Here is a 15,635-nt window from a genome sequence, read left to right as displayed (position 1 = left end):
ATTGGTAATCTCATGAATATTGAACACCTCAAATTGTTTGTTCGTTTAGCTTCCACACATAACATCAGCATGGCTGGGCAAGAGCTTGGTTTGTCTCCTGCTGTTGCAAGCTCGCACATCAGTAAACTGGAAGACAAGTTAGGCGTTCGCTTGGTCCACCGAACCACTCGTAAGGTCTCTTTAACCGAAGAGGGGGAAGCATTCTTACCTCATGCTGAAGAAGTGTTATCGAGCGTGGATGCTGCCAAATCGGCGGTCGGTGTGGGTTGTGATTCTCCAACCGGAACGTTGCGAGTTACCGCATCTGCGTCTTTTGGACGTTTGCATCTTGTTCCTGCCTTACCTGGATTCTTAGAGCGCTACTCTGGGTTAAAAGTCGATCTCAGGCTATCAGATTCGATGGTGGATGTTGTTGAGGGTGGCTTTGATATCGCGATTCGTATCTCGGAGCTGAAAGACTCGACACTGATTGCCCGAAAACTTGCGACAGACAAGCGTATTGTGTGTGCATCGCCTGATTACTTAATCAAATATGGTAAGCCAGCCACACCTCGAGATCTTAATGATCATCAGTGTATTAGCTTAATTGGTTTAGAAAACTGGACGTTCAATACTGAAAGCGGGCCTAAGACGATTAAGGCATCTGGGTCGTTCAGGGCAGATAACGGAGAAGCACTGCGTGACGCAGCCTCAGGTGGTATGGGTATCACGGTGACATCGAATTGGTGTGCCTATGAACAACTGAAAAGCGGTCAGCTGGTTCAAATATTAGAAGATTACCCATTAACATCAGAGCCTGCAATTTGGGCTGTGTACCCAAGCACAAGGTTACTTGCACCAAAGGTGAGAGCCTTCATTGACTACTTCTCTGAATATTATGGTAATCCGCCGTATTGGGAGAAAACATAGAGACAAACGTTATTAAAGCGCTGACATGGTGAGCGTTTTTAAATGTGTCGTTTCATTGAGGTAAAGAATAGCAACCTTTTATGAAGTTGATAATCAACCGGATTAATAAAACACTATTTAGTTTTTGTTGAAAATGGGGGAGTGAACAAAGCCTCAGTCCGTGCGAAGGAGACGATCAATCGAGTTCTTAGGTCGGAATAGCAGGCAATAAAAAAGCTTAGCGCGGGGGACGCTAAGCTTCGTTGTTAAGTATGTTCTTGAACCATGCTTAGGCTGGTGGGGTTAGCCTACTTGAGAAAAGCTCACTACCTTGCTTTGTAGTTTCTCTTTCAGGTAATCCGTCACCGCTTGCTGCTCGGATTCGCTCATGTATAAGCCAAGTTTGGTTCTGCGCCACAAGATGTCTTCGTCAGTCATCGCCATCTCTTCATTAATCAAGTAATCGATTTCAACTTGATAAACGCCATGGGCTTCGCTTGAGAACTGGATGCCAAGGTCAGCTTCGCTATTTGCGCCTTCCAATAGTTTCCATGTGTAAGTACCAAATTGAGTCACGTAGCGAAGTAATAACGCTTCAGATGCCCAAGGGTATTTCGTGTGGATCATCTTCGCAAGCTGCTCTCTGCTGCAACTAAAGTTACCGCCTGGAAGCGTGTCGTTCGCTGTCCATGGTGCGCCCATGTTGGTTAGGTGTGGCTCAAGCTTATTAAGTGCCGCTTCGCCGAGCTTACGATAAGTGGTCAACTTGCCACCGAAGATCGAAAGCAGTGGTGCTTGATCAAGCTCTGCGTCCAATTCCAATGTGTAGTCTCGAGTGATCGCTTGTGGTGAATCTGATTCGTCGTCACAAAGTGGTCTTACGCCACTGTATGTCCAAACCACATCTTCACGACCAAGCTGTTTAACAAAGTGTTGGTTAACAATATCAATCAAGTAATCCACTTCGACATCATCAATTGCAACGTTGCGTGGGTCGCCTTTGTATTCAAGATCGGTAGTACCGATGATCGAGAACTTATCTAGGTAAGGGATCATGAACACAATGCGATTATCTTTGTTTTGCAGAATGTACGCTTGTGGTTCGTCATGAATGCGTGGCACAACAATGTGCGAGCCTTTGATCAGACGAATATTACGAGGCGAAGCCTGCTCTAATCCATCATCAAAGAACTGTTTAACCCAAGGACCAGCAGCGTTAACAAGCGCTTTTGCTTTGCGTTCAAAGCGTTGGTTTGTCATCACATCAAGGATCGTCACATGCCAAATACCACCTTCGCGGTGCGCTTTTTCAACACGGCAGTAGTTACGTACTTCTGCGTTGTTTTCTTTCGCCGCCAACACGTTCAGCAATACCATACGCGCATCATCTACCCAGCAGTCTGAGTATTCGAAACCTGTTTTCATTTCTGGTTTAAGCAAACCTGATTGAGCCAAGTTCACCGTTTTACTTCCAGGAAGCGTCGTACGTTTACCTAAGTTATCGTAAAGGAATAGGCCACAGCGAATCATCCAAGCTGGGCGTAAAAATGGTCGATGAGGTAAACGGAAACGCATTGGCTGAGCAACGTGAGGCGCTTTTCTTAACAAGACTTCACGTTCAGCGAGTGCTTCCGAAACCAAACGAAATTCGTAATGTTCAAGGTAGCGTAGGCCACCGTGGATAAGCTTTGAGCTAGCAGAAGACGTCGCAGACGCGAAATCATTTGCTTCGTATAAGCCAACGTTTAGACCACGACCTGCTGCATCTGCCGCGATGCCTGCACCATTGATGCCGCCGCCAATCACGATCAAGTCTAAAGTGGAAGATGTACTGTTGTTTGAATTATTTTGTTGAGCACTCATGGTTTTGACCTCTTTCTGAGCGAACGAGCATTTTAGAACATAATTGAATCCTATATGAACTTTCGTTTGCGGTCATTTATTATTTTCGTTTATGCGCGTTTTATGTGATTTGCGCATAAAAAAACCTTCGCTTATGACAGCGAAGGTTCCAAATAACTCTCATTCGAGCATAGAAGTGATATTAATCATGTTCAAGTGCGACTTTCCAAGTAACAAAAAAGCCCATTATCGATAAAGTGATCTATCAATAATGGGCTCTTTTAATGAACATGATTTCTGAGCGTTTTTTTATTCGTCCGACGCTAGTGGTTGAGACGCGGTCTCGATCACTTCCAATGGGATCGATGAATCCTTGAGGATGTTCAGGATCTCTTCCGGTGGCTGCTTATTAGTAAACACCATGTGGGCCTGAGAGATATTGCCGAGCTTAACCATCGCGTTACGACCAAACTTACTGTGGTCGACTGCCAGGAAGATGCTGCGGCTGTTTTCGATGATAGCTTGCTTCACTCGAACTTCATGGTAGTCAAAATCAAGCAGTGAGCCGTCAAAGTCGATGCCGCTGATCCCTAGAATGCCGAAATCGAGGCGGAACTGCTTCACGAAATCGAGTGTTGCTTCACCCACGATACCGCCATCACGGTTTCTCACTTCGCCACCTGCCAAGATAACCTTTATCTCTGGGTTTGGTAGCAGGATACTGGCAACGTTGATGTTGTTAGTCACGACTCTGAGTTGTTTGTGGTTTTTGTTCAGCGCGCGTGCCACGGATTCTGGTGTGGTGCCGATATCAACGAACAAGGTTGCACCATCTGGAATGTGTTTAACCAGCTCGTCGGCAATCACATCTTTTTCATTGAAGTTAAGCGCTTTACGCGTGTTGTAAGAGGTGTTTTCTGAGCTAAGAGGAATGGTTGCACCACCGTGATAACGACGGATTTTGTTGCTATCAGCCAGCTCATTGAGGTCTCGTCTGATGGTTTGTGGGCTAACATCGAACTTCTCTACGAGCTCTTCGGTGCTCACATATCCTTGTGTTTTTACCAGGTCTACAATCTGCTGGTGTCTTGGTATCTGCTTCACTTAACTTACCACTCCCTGCACGCTATGGGCTCTAGCGCGTCACAATCGAAAATATTAACTCGCGCTATTGTGCTCGAATTGATGAGGAGAGAGAAGTAATGATAGTAAGGAATTATGTCCAAACCGCAAAAACGTTGATCAAAACATGAAAAATTGGCTCCAAACGCAAAAAAGAGCACAAAATAGTGCTCTTTTTAGTTTCGTTTACTGAGGAACGAACAATTCAATCGATAAGAGAGTGATTATTCGAACGCTCGATTTTACTCTTCGTCGTCATCGTGCAGTTCAGACCAAACTTGTGCACACTTGATAGCACGCTTCCAACCTTTGTAACGGCGGTTACGCTTTTCTTCATCGTGGTGTGGCAAGAACGTACGGTCTAGTACTGCTTTGTCTTGAAGCTCATCGATGCTGTCCCAGAAACCAACTGCTAGACCAGCAAGGTATGCTGCACCCAGAGCCGTTACTTCAGTTACTTCAGGACGGTGAACCTCAGTATCAAGCACGTCTGATTGGAATTGCATTAGGAAGTTGTTCGCTACTGCGCCGCCATCAACACGTAGGTTTGCTAGCTTGATGCCAGAGTCCGCTTGCATCGCGTCTAGTACGTCACGCGTTTGGTAAGCAATACCTTCCAAGGTTGCACGGATGATGTGGTTAGAGTTAACACCACGAGTCAGGCCAACAATCGTACCGCGAGCGTAAGCATCCCAGTATGGTGCGCCTAAACCAGTAAATGCAGGGACTACGTAAACGCCGTTTGAAGAATCTACTTTGGTTGCGAAGTACTCAGAGTCTTCTGCGCCAGCCAGTAGTTTCATTTCATCACGTAGCCATTGGATTGATGCGCCGCCCATGAATACTGCACCTTCCAGTGCGTATGCAGGTTCGCCTTTAGGGCCACATGCCAGTGTGGTTAGAAGGCCGTTTTTCGATGTGACTTTCTCTTGGCCTGTGTTCATTAGAAGGAAACAACCAGTACCATAAGTGTTCTTAGCTTGGCCTGCTTCTACACACATTTGACCGTAAAGTGCAGCTTGTTGGTCACCCGCAATACCCGCGATTGGAATACGAGTACCGCCTTTACCACCAAGGTTCGTTTGACCGTAAACTTCAGAAGAACGCTTCACTTCTGGCATCATTGATGACGGGATCCCCATTTCATCAAGTAGCTTTTGATCCCAGCATAGGTCGTTGATGTTGAACAACATAGTACGTGACGCGTTAGTGTAATCCGTAACGTGAACACGTCCTTGAGTCATCTTCCAAACCAACCAAGTATCAACCGTACCGAACAGTAGTTTGCCAGCTTCAGCGTCTTCGCGAGCGCCTTCAACGTTGTCTAGAATCCATTTTACTTTGGTACCTGAGAAATACGGGTCAAGGACTAAGCCAGTATTGTCACGTACGTAGTCTTCTAGGCCACGCGCTTTAAGGTCTTCACAGATGTCTGCTGTACGGCGACACTGCCATACGATGGCGTTATAAACCGGCTTACCTGTCTCTTTGTTCCAAACAATGGTGGTTTCACGTTGGTTAGTGATACCAATGCCCGCTAGCTCATCGCTGCGGATGCCTGCTTTAGCCAGCGCTTCAACCAATGTAGAGCTTTGCGTTGCCCAGATTTCCATTGGATCATGCTCAACCCAACCCGCTTTCGGGTAGATTTGAGTAAATTCACGTTGAGAAGAACTAACGATGTTTGCATCGTGGTCGAGGATTACAGCGCGAGAGCTTGTGGTGCCTTGGTCTAGGGCAACAATGTATTTTTGCTCGGTCATGGTAAGAATCCTTTTTCTTTTGTTATTTATATTTTAGTAAATGTAGGGGCGCTTAGTGATTAAGCTTGAGCTTGTTCAGCTTCTTGTTCTGTTTCACATTGGTTTGGAATTGTGCAGCCTTGGCCTTCAACTGGTAGGTAAGCACCGATAACACGTGGGTACAACCAACCACCAAAACACGCACCAGCAATTGGAGCAAGAATTGGAACGATGAAGTAAGGAATATCACGAGCACCGCTTAGTGCGAAATCCCAACCTGCAAAGTAAGCAAAAAGTTTTGGTCCGAAGTCACGAGCAGGGTTCATTGCAAAGCCAGTCAGTGGACCTAAAGAACCACCGATAACCGCGATAAGAATACCGATCAGTAGAGGGTTCATTGCGCCGCGAGATGCGCCATTGTTCTCATCACCTAACGCTAAAATGGCAAACATCAACACTGCAGTAATCACGAATTCCACAGCAAAAGCGCCGAAGAAAGAAAGTGAAGCATGTGGGTAAGTCGAGAAGATACCAGCAGTTGATAGTGCGTCTTGGCTGCTACGAACGAAGTTATGTGCGATTTCGTAGTCAGTAAATAGGTTGCTGTACAGGCTGTAAACCAATGCTGCAGAGCAGAAAGCGCCAAGCAGTTGCGAAATGATGTAAGGCACCACTTTTGCTTTATCAAAGCCATGGAACATGGCCAGTGCAATCGTTACGGCTGGGTTGATGTGTGCGCCTGAAACGCCGGCAGTACAGTAAATTGCAATCGCAACACCGAAGCCCCAGATGATGCTGATTTCCCATTGTCCGAATGTCGCACCAGTTAATACCAGAGCGGCCACACAGCCAACGCCAAAGAATATGAGTAATCCTGTACCGATAAATTCAGCCAAGCATTGCCCAAATAAAGAAGGGTGTTTGTTTGTTGTCATGTTCGAGTCCTTTTTAGTTTTGCTTATCTAGCACGTGCATTGTGCATATATTTGCGAACTCGAAAATAAACGAACATCAAAAGTGAGCGTTTGAGCATAAAATTGTTAATTAAAGTCACTTGAAATGTTAATCCGAACACTTTTGCTCGAAAAAGATGCTCGCATGAACGTCATTGCTCGAATTGATAAGTTGCGAAGCCGCTCAAACTACCTATATGTAAATGAATGCGCAACTGGTACGAGGAGTTTATGTTTGGATTTGTGATGCTACTTCGTGAGTGGCGGATTATTAGACTTAATTAGGGAGGGCTGTGTGATGTTTTTGCTATGTAACAAGGGAGTTAACAAATGAGCTTATATGCATAAATGAATAAACTGCCAACTATGTTGTAGTTTGGCAGTTTTCATTTGGGTGTATGTTCTTGTTATACGAGACGAACTTACCGCTCTAAACCAGAGCTGCCACTTTTCCTTTCGCAACCAATTGATATCGAACCGAGTCATACGCCCAGTTGAACGCAATCGCGTAAAGTACGAAGAAAATAACTAGGCCGATGTCCATGATCAGTACGGTTAGGAAGTCGAGTTGTAGAACCCACATCAAGACAGGTAGAGTCACTGTCATTAAGCCAAGCTCAAAACCTAATCCGTGCAGGATACGTGTTTTCGTGGTTCTTTTGCTTCGGTCTGCTCCGTAAATTTTGTCGTAGCCATAGTTGTAAACGTAGTTCCAAGCCATCGCTATCAATGATATTGCAAGTGCTAACCCCGCCATTTCCCCAGCTCCATTGCCAGTAATGTAGGTTGCTAGCCCCGCCATCATGATCAGTGCGAACACTTCAAATAGCACCATGTGCAACATGCGTTCTTTATGTGACATTTTTCTAACTCTCTTTACGATTAAATAGCCGCCGATGGGCAAATGACTTGGCTAGATAATATCTACTTAAGTGATAATATAAAGATAGTTAGCATCACATCTTGTGATAGTAAGATTTGGGAGAAACCGAATGTACAACATTGAACAACTGAAAATGTTTGTGTATGCCGTTGAATTAGGGTCATTTTCTGCCAGTGCTCGTCATTTGGGGAAGGTGCAGTCGGCGGTGAGCCAAGGCATCAGTAATCTTGAAATAGATTTTAATGTTGAGCTTTTTGATCGTTCGACTCGAAAGCCTTCACTAACCAAAGCGGGCGAGCAGTTATTTAAACAGGTGAAAGCGATCGTGCTTCAGGTTGAAGATCTGAATGTGACGGTTAGTGCGATGGGCAGTGGTGAAGAGGGGCTCATCAAAATTGCATTAGATGATTCACTATTGGTCCCGAATCTATCTAAGATCTTTAGTCAGTTCAGTCAACAATTCCCTGCGACTGAAGTGGAACTGGTTGCGTGTACCACGACAGAGGTCAATCCGTTAATTATCGAAGAGAGGGCCGACATTGGATTAATGTTTACTAACTTGGCTTTTGATGTCGGTTCTGAGCCTTGCTTTATCGGTCACTTACCGTTTATTGCTGTGTGTCATCCAAGTCATGCGCTCGCAAAAACAGGTGTGGCGAAACTCTCTGACTTACTCCCGCATCGTCAGTTAATGTTGAGGGGAGACAAAGGTAAGGTGATGGATCAGTTTCCGCTGATTGCCGGAAAGGTATGGTGGTCAAACAGCTTTATCGTCATTAAAGAGATGATTCTTGGTAGCGATATCGGTTGGGCATACTTACCGAAACACCTTGTTGAAGAAGAGCTTATTAAACAGCGCTTGGTAGAGGTGAATGTGTCATTTGACCATAAAACTTGGTCGCCTCCGGTTGATCTTGTTCTGTCTAAAACACGCTCAAAAGGTCCTGCATTACTTTGGCTTGAACAAGCATTGAAAGGCCTATTAGACGAAACTGAATAAAGAAAAGGCTCACCGTTTAACGTGTGAGCCTTTCTGTTCAAAGTGATGCTGCTTTTTGTTAGTTCTAGTTCTAGGTGTAGACGTAGATGCTATACGCTAGGTTTAACCGTCTGACCGTTGTAGTACTTGTCTTTCATCTTAAGCGCCACGTTCACAAGGTAAATCAGCACAGGGACTTCAATCAGTGGACCGATAACGCCTGCAAACGCTTGGTCTGAGTTGATACCGAATACTGAGATAGCCACGGCAATCGCTAGCTCGAAGTTGTTACCTGTTGCTGTAAATGCAATTGATGCGTTCTTGTCGTACTCGATGCCCATCTTTTTACCGATGAAGAAACTGATGAAGAACATCGCAGTGAAGTAGATAGTCAGTGGAACCGCAATTAATAGAACGTCCATTGGCAGTTCAACAATCATTTCACCTTTCAGGCTGAACATCAGAACGATAGTCGCCAGTAGTGCAATCAGTGTGATTGGAGAGATGCGTGGAATAAATACGTCGTTGTACCACTGCTCGCCTTTCATCGACACAAGGATCTTACGGCTTAGGAAGCCCGCTAGGAATGGTATACCTAGGTAGATAAGTACACTGTGTGCAATGTCGATCATCGAGATATCAACCAACATGCCTTCGTAACCAAATACTGGTGGAAGAACGCTGATGAACAACCACGCCATAAAGCTGTAGCTCACCACTTGGAATGCACTGTTTAGAGCAACCAATGCCGCGCCGTACTCTTTGTTACCGCCGCCGATGTCGTTCCAAACCAGAACCATCGCCACACAACGAGCAAGACCAATCAGAATCACCCCAACCATGTAACCTGGGTGGTCTCCCAAGAAAGTTAGTGCCAATACAAACATCAGAATTGGACCAACGATCCAGTTCATGATCAAAGAGAGCTTAATGGCTTTCTTATCTTTTACCACAGTGCCTAGCAGGTTGTAGTTAACCTTAGCCAGAGGTGGGTACATCATTAAGATAAGGCCAACCGCAAGCGGAATGTTAGTGGTGCCAACAGACATTGAATCGTTCCACTGTTCGATCTGTGGGAATAGGGTGCCGAGTAGTACACCAAGGCCCATGGCAATAAAAATCCACAGTGTTAAGTAGCGATCTAGAAAACCTAACTTTGGTTTCATGATAATCTCTCTTAGTTGATATCGTAAATCGTCGAAAGACGATTGGTTGTGGCAAAAAAACACGCTTAAAAGTAAAGGCTATCAAAGCCGATCATTCAAGCGTGAACTTCTATTTTAAAATGCTGTTAAATATCGATTCGAAGCGTTGAATATTGTCGCGGTCGATGCGGTAACACATCTTCGGCGGAATCGACTCAGCCGTAATAAAACCGGAGGCTTTCAATATTCTTAAGTGCTCTGATACCGTTGATTGAGCTAAACCCAATTCACTCACCAGATCACTGTTCAAGCAGCCGCCCGATTTTTCTAACGTGGAAAGGATACTCAATATACGTATTCTTGCTGGGTGAGCGAGTGCTTTCGCCAGTGCGGCCATTTGCTTTTCTGCTTTAGCATCACCGTGTTCGATGGGCAGAGAACAGCCACCAGATGTCGAGCAAGTTGAGTTCATATTGACGTCTCACTTTCATTAATCGTTAAAAGACGATTAATGATAAGCCTATTTTAAATAGGGGTCAATGCTCACTGTCTATTTGAACGAACTTTAAGGTGGCGATTCAGGGACTATGGTTGAACTCTGCTTTGACTCAGCTACGCAAAATGGCGTGAACATCGATTAAACGCCATTTTGCTCGGTTATCCGCTAGTTAAGAACGGTATAGCCTCGGTTGATCATACAGTTACGATTCACTTGAAACTTCTGCTGCTCAGATAGCTCGGCGGATTGTCTTTTTTGAGCACCGTGCTTTAAAGCGCCGCTGATAATACCGATGCCAGCACCAATTTTTGCACCATCATGACCACTCCCGCCAGAGACGGCTCCACCAACCGCACCCAGCGCTGCACCCTTAGCGGTTGAACCGACAATATCGCTGCCAAGAGAATCGACCTCTTCAGGCTTCACTTGTTGAGCGTATTGCTCACATTCATACAGATCGGCGTGATACTGTGTTTCATCAACACCTTTAGTATCGACAATAATTTGATTAGCAAATACTGAACTTGATGCTACAAGCAATATCGCTGCGATTGGAGAGAATGGAAATTTCACAATATAGACCTCTAGAGTATTCATTGCATTGTTAAAGTGACGTGTAGTTCTCGATGAAATCAAGGCGACGATCGGTGTACTCACCAGAATCCAACATCTTAGATAACCCGCGAAGCGTGTTGTAAGGCTGAGAAACGGCCACCATGTTAATGAGCCAATACGGAATATCGCCACCTGGATCACTCAATACCCGATAAGAGATATGGGTGGTGTTTTCGTCGATTGGTGTCAGGATCCAACTCGCCTCTAATTCAGCCACTCTGATGATTTTTTTATTATTGTTTGGCAGGTAATCAGGCCTACCATGCTGACCAATGGTGACAACCATCGTCTCTGGATCTTGAGTGATGACGTTCTCTACGATAGCTTCACGATCGGCAACTGGCCAAGGTGCCTTGGTATAGGTTTTGGTGATCGTGTGCGCCGCACTAAAATGCTCTATTTCTTCCATGTCATCGATGTTTTCTACCCATTGCGTGCCAACAGAGGTATCGATAAAGAGTGCGATAATAGAAGTGAGGGACGCGTTGATGTCGCCTTCTGCTCGAAATTCTTTAAAGTGACTGCCTTCAATTTTACGGTTATAAACCTCGATGCCTTTTTTATCGCGTGCCAGTGACCAGCCATCGGTGTCTGATGCAAACACCGAAACTGAACAAGCAAGAAGAAGCAAAGTAATAATCTTATTCATCATGTTAATGAGCGCCCTTTCCAGCTGATTTTATTGGTTTTAGATAAGCGGTAACTGTTCAGCACGAGTAGGCTTTGAACACAAATACCGAAGGGTACGGTTAACGCAAATTTTGCGGGAACAAACAGTTCCTTAACCAAAATGAAGTAGGTGACGATCGACACCAAGAGCATCACAGAGCTGACAATGAGCGAATAAGCATGAATGGCAGACATGTCACTGATGAAGGCGTTCGCCGATACCAGCATCAAAAGCGGTCCCGCCCATGCGATGATGTTGGCTTTGATGAAGACTTTTAAAGCTTGTGCTTGCGATTGACAATTCACAATAAGATTCATGTTTTTGGAAAAGCCAGCCCAGATTGAGTTGAAGTCTGAATACATGTGCGTACTCATTAGTTTGTCTGCAAATGCCCAGAAAATCTTAAATCCATTGACCTTCATGACTTTTGCAAAGGCGATGTCTTCCGATATCGCGTTTGCTACTGCGGCGTGTCCACCGACTGCGTCGTAGGATTTTCGGGTAAACAACATCGCCTGACCGTTAGCAATCGCTTCTTCCTTAGTCATGTCGTTCGAGTTTTTAAAGTTCATATAAGATGCGATCGATAGAAAGATGCCCGGCAAGGTCGCTTTTTCTGCCACAGACGCAAAAGTTTGTTTTGGATTAAACGATAAGAGATCAGTTTTTTGTTGGATAGCAAAGTCGATAACGCTCTGTAGCATCGCGGGTGCTGAATCGGTATCTGCATCAATGAAATACACATATTCACCGCTCGCGTTGAGTGCGCCAGCCATACATGCATTGCTCTTACCAAGCCATCCGGTCGGTAACGTTCTACCTGAAATACAGCGCGCGTTAACGTCGAACTTACTGATCAATGCTTCTACTTTTGCACGGGTTGAGTCAGTAGAAAAGTCATCAACAACAATGACTTCAAACTTGTCTTTTGGGTAGCTCTGCTTCAATAGAGAGCCAAGGCTGATTTCAATATTGTCTTCTTCATTTCGCGCAGGAATAATGACGGAAACAGTCGGCCACTCAGTTCTTTTGAACGATATTTTAGGTTCAATGTGAATACGATGGCGCTCTAAGTTCGCAAGTGTGATTAGAAACTTGACGGTAACGATGCAAAGCAAGGTCGTAATAATAGCTAAAATCATAATGACTGTGGTCGGAATAAAGTGATGGAGAGACAGGAAAGAATATAGTGGAGTGTGACCTAACGCACATCTTGTATGTAGGACTTAACCCTTCAAACTGGAATGCGCTTCTGTTAGCGTTTGCCTTGGAAAGATGTGAAACAGTGACTGACAGGCGGTAAAATAAGCATTGTATTCACCAGCGACTCTAGCGATATAATCGAACCCAGAACCGTTACTCAAGATAACGAATGATCATAATCCAATAATAGGTACGCCCGACATGCCCCAACAAAACATCAAATTTATCGCGACTGATATGGATGGCACCTTACTCGATGAGCATGGAAAGCTCGACCCTGAGTTTTTCAATCTTTATGAGCGCTTAGAAGCGCAAGATATTATTTTTGCTGCCGCGTCTGGCCGCCAGTATTACAGCTTGCTAGAAACATTTTCCCCGCTTAAAGATCGCATGATGTTTATTGCTGAAAACGGCACATTAGTGATGCACAAAGGCCAAGAACTTTACAGCTGCTTGCTTGATACCGATGCCATTAAAGAGATCATTAAAGAAGCTCGAGCTATTGAAGGCGCGCATGTGGTGCTATGCGGTAAGAAATCGGCATACATCGAAACCAAAGATGAGCGTGCTCTGGCGGAGATCTCTAAGTACTACCATCGCCGTGAGCAAGTAGAAGACTTACTGGCGGTAGAAGACGATTTCATCAAGGTGGCTATCTGTCACTTCGACGGTTCACAAGAGAAAGTGAACCCAACTATTGATGCCAAATTCGGTGAGAACTACCAAGTGGTTGTAAGCGCAAAAATTTGGTTAGATGTGATGAACGCTGAAGCGTCAAAAGGTGCGGCGATTAAACATCTACAGAACACATTAGGTTTCACTTACGAGCAGACCATGAGCTTTGGTGATTACCTAAATGACTTGGAAATGCTTAAAGAGAGCTACCACTCTTACGCGATGGAAAACGCGCATCCAAAGTTAAAAGAGATCGCGCGTTTTGGAGCGCCAAGTAACGTTGACGCGGGTGTGTTCCAAGTACTTGAGAAGTTGCTAGCGTAACGCTCTTAAGCTAGATTCGATTTTTATCAAAGCCAACTCGTGAAAATGAGTTGGCTTTTTTGTTGGCTGCTGTTGTATTGAGTTAAATTTGAACGAGTGTTCAGCTTGTTGTAGTCTAACCAGAAAGATGGGTATTCACTTTGAATTGGATACGCCTTAGTAACGATATTTGGAATGATTATGAGCAAGAAACTTCAACTTGATATTATTTCTGACGTAATGTGCCCGTGGTGCGTAGTCGGTTACAAAAACTTAGAGCTAGCCGTTGCGGAACTTGGTTTAGAAGACCAGATTGAACTTGAATGGCAGCCGTTTGAGCTTAACCCTGACATGCCGCAAGAGGGCGAAAACCTGCGTGCCCATATCATGAGAAAATACGGTTCTAGCGCAGAAGAGAGCCAACGTTCACGAGAACAGCTTTCGGCTCGCGGCCAAGCGGTTGGTTTCGATTTCAATTTCTATGACAGTATGAGAATGGTCAATTCACGTCATCTACATGTACTTCTCGATTTTGCACTAGCGCACGGCAAACAGACTGAGTTAAAGCTACGCTTCTTTGCTGCTCAACTCACAGAGCAAAAAGACCTGTCCGATCTTGAAGTCATTGCACAAGAGCTTGAAGCGGTTGGCTTAGACTCAACGAAGGCACTGAAGCGCCTAAAGAACACCGACAACTTGAAGCAAATTGAAGCGCAAGAGTTTGAATGGCAACGCATGGGGATCTCTGCGGTTCCTACTGTGGTGTTCAACCGTAAGAGTGCAGTAACGGGCGCGCAGACGGTAGAAACCTACAAGCAGATTCTTCAAGAGCTTATTGCTGAATCATAAACGGATCATTGCTATCAATTAGAGTCTGAATTTCATGGAATCACTGTCACTCGCTCAAGCGCAAAAACTGGTATTGCTTTCGCAAAAGCTGCCGCCTAAGAAGTTGCCACCTAAAAAGCAACGCAATGGGGGCGCTTTGGCGAACACGTTGTCTGCGATTGAAAACCTTGGCTATGTGCAAATTGATACCATCTCTGTGATTCAGCGAGCTCACCACCACACGCTTTGGAATCGCAATCAAGATTACCAACTGAACCATCTTGATAAGCTGTTAGAGCGTCGAGAAGTATTTGAGTATTGGTCGCATGCCGCCGCGTATTTACCCATGCGTGACTTCCGATTCAGCCTACACCGCAAGAATGGCTTTGCGAGCGGTAAGCTCAAGCATTGGTATAAAAAGAATGACGCACTGATGGCTCATGTTCTCAAACGTATTGAGAATGAAGGGCCGTTGATGGCGAAAGATTTTGAAGGGGATAGGCCAAACCCCGGCGGTTGGGGCGGTAAACCGGCCAAGCAAGCATTAGAAACATTGTTCATGCAAGGCGACTTAATGGTGCCAAGCCGAGTTAACTTTCATAAGGTGTATGACCTAACCGAGCGAGTTTTACCGAGCGGAATTGATACCTCTGAGCCGACAGAACAAGAGTACATCGAGCATCTGATAACACGTTATTTAGAGGCTAACGGAGTTGGAATAGCGTCGGAAATGAGCTACCTACTCAAGAACACAAAGCCTTTGATTCAGAGAGCACTCCAACAGATGCTTGAAGATAAGCAGGTTCTGAAAGTAGATATTCAAGGCTCTGATTACTATGTCCTGCCAGGTGCTTTTGAACTGCTGAATCAACCTCTTTCCAGAACCAAGCTTAAGATACTGTCTCCGTTTGATAACCTGCTGATTCAACGAAAGCGAATGCAATCATTGTTCAACTTTGATTACCTCCTAGAATGCTATGTTCCAGAGGCCAAGCGTCAGTTTGGTTATTTTAGCTTACCGATTCTGTGGCAAGGTGAGCTGGTGGCACGAATGGATTGCAAGGTCGACAGGAAGAGTGGTTTGCTCAATATCCGTAACTTGGTTGTGGAAGAGCGAATTAAAAACCATGAGTCGTTGGTTCATGCTTTATGCGATGAACTAAAACACTTCATGGTGTTCAACCAATGTGATGAGATGATCGTCCATAACACCACGCCCTCTGATCTTGGCAAGCGCTTGATGAGCCAATGGCAAACAGTCTAGCGGTCTTTGTTGTTTAGAAAGCGC

The 15,635-nt window shown here is 45.0% G+C and carries 15 protein-coding genes; 5 read left to right on the top strand and 10 right to left on the bottom strand.

Going from position 1 to position 15,635, the window contains the following annotated elements; translation table 11 throughout:
- Window positions 1–12 precede the first annotated feature (12 nt).
- Window positions 13–909, top strand: a complete 897-nt coding sequence (locus tag AB4329_RS06715) for a LysR family transcriptional regulator (protein WP_372137899.1) — start codon at window positions 13–15, stop codon at window positions 907–909.
- Between the two features lie 282 nt (window positions 910–1,191).
- Here AB4329_RS06715 and glpD read toward each other — a convergent pair whose 3' ends face one another.
- The 5 genes from glpD to AB4329_RS06690 all read right to left on the bottom strand — a co-directional run bounded on the left by glpD (window position 1,192) and on the right by AB4329_RS06690 (window position 7,409).
- Complete coding sequence (gene glpD, locus AB4329_RS06710) at window positions 1,192–2,751, bottom strand: glycerol-3-phosphate dehydrogenase (protein ID WP_372137897.1); 1,560 nt, start codon at window positions 2,749–2,751, stop codon at window positions 1,192–1,194.
- A gap of 288 nt (window positions 2,752–3,039) precedes the next feature.
- On the bottom strand, window positions 3,040–3,834 hold the full coding sequence (locus tag AB4329_RS06705; RefSeq protein WP_004740378.1) for a DeoR/GlpR family transcriptional regulator: 795 nt from the start codon (window positions 3,832–3,834) through the stop codon (window positions 3,040–3,042).
- A gap of 260 nt (window positions 3,835–4,094) precedes the next feature.
- Window positions 4,095–5,615: a glycerol kinase GlpK gene (glpK, locus tag AB4329_RS06700; protein ID WP_017060940.1), complete on the bottom strand. Its 1,521-nt coding sequence runs from the start codon at window positions 5,613–5,615 to the stop codon at window positions 4,095–4,097.
- Window positions 5,616–5,674: 59 nt separating this feature from the next.
- Complete coding sequence (locus tag AB4329_RS06695) at window positions 5,675–6,529, bottom strand: MIP/aquaporin family protein (protein WP_019827050.1); 855 nt, start codon at window positions 6,527–6,529, stop codon at window positions 5,675–5,677.
- Between the two features lie 448 nt (window positions 6,530–6,977).
- Window positions 6,978–7,409, bottom strand: coding sequence for a PACE efflux transporter (locus AB4329_RS06690; protein ID WP_372125807.1), 432 nt, complete (start codon window positions 7,407–7,409; stop codon window positions 6,978–6,980).
- A gap of 130 nt (window positions 7,410–7,539) precedes the next feature.
- Here AB4329_RS06690 and AB4329_RS06685 point away from each other — a divergent pair, with 130 nt between their 5' ends.
- Window positions 7,540–8,430, top strand: a complete 891-nt coding sequence (locus tag AB4329_RS06685) for a LysR family transcriptional regulator (RefSeq protein WP_372083022.1) — start codon at window positions 7,540–7,542, stop codon at window positions 8,428–8,430.
- Window positions 8,431–8,519: 89 nt separating this feature from the next.
- Here AB4329_RS06685 and arsB read toward each other — a convergent pair whose 3' ends face one another.
- The 5 genes from arsB to AB4329_RS06660 all read right to left on the bottom strand — a co-directional run bounded on the left by arsB (window position 8,520) and on the right by AB4329_RS06660 (window position 12,480).
- Window positions 8,520–9,575, bottom strand: a complete 1,056-nt coding sequence (gene arsB / locus AB4329_RS06680) for an ACR3 family arsenite efflux transporter (RefSeq protein ID WP_102320692.1) — start codon at window positions 9,573–9,575, stop codon at window positions 8,520–8,522.
- Window positions 9,576–9,684: 109 nt separating this feature from the next.
- Window positions 9,685–10,026: a helix-turn-helix transcriptional regulator gene (locus AB4329_RS06675; protein ID WP_017064015.1), complete on the bottom strand. Its 342-nt coding sequence runs from the start codon at window positions 10,024–10,026 to the stop codon at window positions 9,685–9,687.
- 192 nt (window positions 10,027–10,218) lie between these two features.
- Window positions 10,219–10,626, bottom strand: a complete 408-nt coding sequence (locus tag AB4329_RS06670; RefSeq protein ID WP_029235181.1) for a glycine zipper family protein — start codon at window positions 10,624–10,626, stop codon at window positions 10,219–10,221.
- 31 nt (window positions 10,627–10,657) lie between these two features.
- The gene (locus AB4329_RS06665; RefSeq protein ID WP_017069715.1) at window positions 10,658–11,320 is read right to left on the bottom strand and encodes an START domain-containing protein; all 663 of its coding nucleotides are present in this window, start codon (window positions 11,318–11,320) and stop codon (window positions 10,658–10,660) included.
- Window positions 11,317–12,480, bottom strand: a complete 1,164-nt coding sequence (locus tag AB4329_RS06660; RefSeq protein ID WP_017064013.1) for a glycosyltransferase family 2 protein — start codon at window positions 12,478–12,480, stop codon at window positions 11,317–11,319. Before AB4329_RS06660 ends, AB4329_RS06665 begins: the two co-directional genes overlap by 4 nt.
- A gap of 262 nt (window positions 12,481–12,742) precedes the next feature.
- On the opposite strand from AB4329_RS06660, the gene AB4329_RS06655 reads away from it, so the two are divergent.
- The 3 genes from AB4329_RS06655 to AB4329_RS06645 all read left to right on the top strand — a co-directional run bounded on the left by AB4329_RS06655 (window position 12,743) and on the right by AB4329_RS06645 (window position 15,611).
- A complete protein-coding gene (locus AB4329_RS06655; RefSeq protein ID WP_017069716.1) occupies window positions 12,743–13,540 on the top strand; it encodes a Cof-type HAD-IIB family hydrolase in 798 nt (265 codons plus the stop codon).
- 180 nt (window positions 13,541–13,720) lie between these two features.
- The gene (locus AB4329_RS06650) at window positions 13,721–14,368 is read left to right on the top strand and encodes a DsbA family oxidoreductase (RefSeq protein WP_372137895.1); all 648 of its coding nucleotides are present in this window, start codon (window positions 13,721–13,723) and stop codon (window positions 14,366–14,368) included.
- Between the two features lie 34 nt (window positions 14,369–14,402).
- On the top strand, window positions 14,403–15,611 hold the full coding sequence (locus AB4329_RS06645) for a winged helix-turn-helix domain-containing protein (RefSeq protein WP_372125810.1): 1,209 nt from the start codon (window positions 14,403–14,405) through the stop codon (window positions 15,609–15,611).
- The last annotated feature ends 24 nt before the right edge of the window (window positions 15,612–15,635 follow it).

The sequence above is a fragment of the Vibrio sp. 10N.261.54.A5 genome, assembly GCF_041471145.1.
In the GTDB taxonomy this organism is placed as follows: domain Bacteria; phylum Pseudomonadota; class Gammaproteobacteria; order Enterobacterales; family Vibrionaceae; genus Vibrio; species Vibrio crassostreae_C.
The sequence above is the reverse complement of the archived record's forward strand: the minus strand, read 5'-3'. Positions and strand labels throughout refer to the sequence as shown.

What these genes read in the sequence shown, in the direction of transcription:
- AB4329_RS06695 (WP_019827050.1), bottom strand. Translation starts at nt 6,529, where the DNA reads ATGACAACAAACAAACACCCTTCTTTATTTGGGCAATGCTTGGCTGAA.
- AB4329_RS06685 (WP_372083022.1), top strand. Translation starts at nt 7,540, where the DNA reads ATGTACAACATTGAACAACTGAAAATGTTTGTGTATGCCGTTGAATTA.
- glpK (WP_017060940.1), bottom strand. Translation starts at nt 5,615, where the DNA reads ATGACCGAGCAAAAATACATTGTTGCCCTAGACCAAGGCACCACAAGC.
- AB4329_RS06690 (WP_372125807.1), bottom strand. Translation starts at nt 7,409, where the DNA reads ATGTCACATAAAGAACGCATGTTGCACATGGTGCTATTTGAAGTGTTC.
- AB4329_RS06715 (WP_372137899.1), top strand. Translation starts at nt 13, where the DNA reads ATGAATATTGAACACCTCAAATTGTTTGTTCGTTTAGCTTCCACACAT.
- AB4329_RS06655 (WP_017069716.1), top strand. Translation starts at nt 12,743, where the DNA reads ATGCCCCAACAAAACATCAAATTTATCGCGACTGATATGGATGGCACC.
- AB4329_RS06660 (WP_017064013.1), bottom strand. Translation starts at nt 12,480, where the DNA reads ATGATTTTAGCTATTATTACGACCTTGCTTTGCATCGTTACCGTCAAG.
- AB4329_RS06650 (WP_372137895.1), top strand. Translation starts at nt 13,721, where the DNA reads ATGAGCAAGAAACTTCAACTTGATATTATTTCTGACGTAATGTGCCCG.
- AB4329_RS06675 (WP_017064015.1), bottom strand. Translation starts at nt 10,026, where the DNA reads ATGAACTCAACTTGCTCGACATCTGGTGGCTGTTCTCTGCCCATCGAA.
- AB4329_RS06665 (WP_017069715.1), bottom strand. Translation starts at nt 11,320, where the DNA reads ATGATGAATAAGATTATTACTTTGCTTCTTCTTGCTTGTTCAGTTTCG.
- AB4329_RS06645 (WP_372125810.1), top strand. Translation starts at nt 14,403, where the DNA reads ATGGAATCACTGTCACTCGCTCAAGCGCAAAAACTGGTATTGCTTTCG.
- glpD (WP_372137897.1), bottom strand. Translation starts at nt 2,751, where the DNA reads ATGAGTGCTCAACAAAATAATTCAAACAACAGTACATCTTCCACTTTA.
- arsB (WP_102320692.1), bottom strand. Translation starts at nt 9,575, where the DNA reads ATGAAACCAAAGTTAGGTTTTCTAGATCGCTACTTAACACTGTGGATT.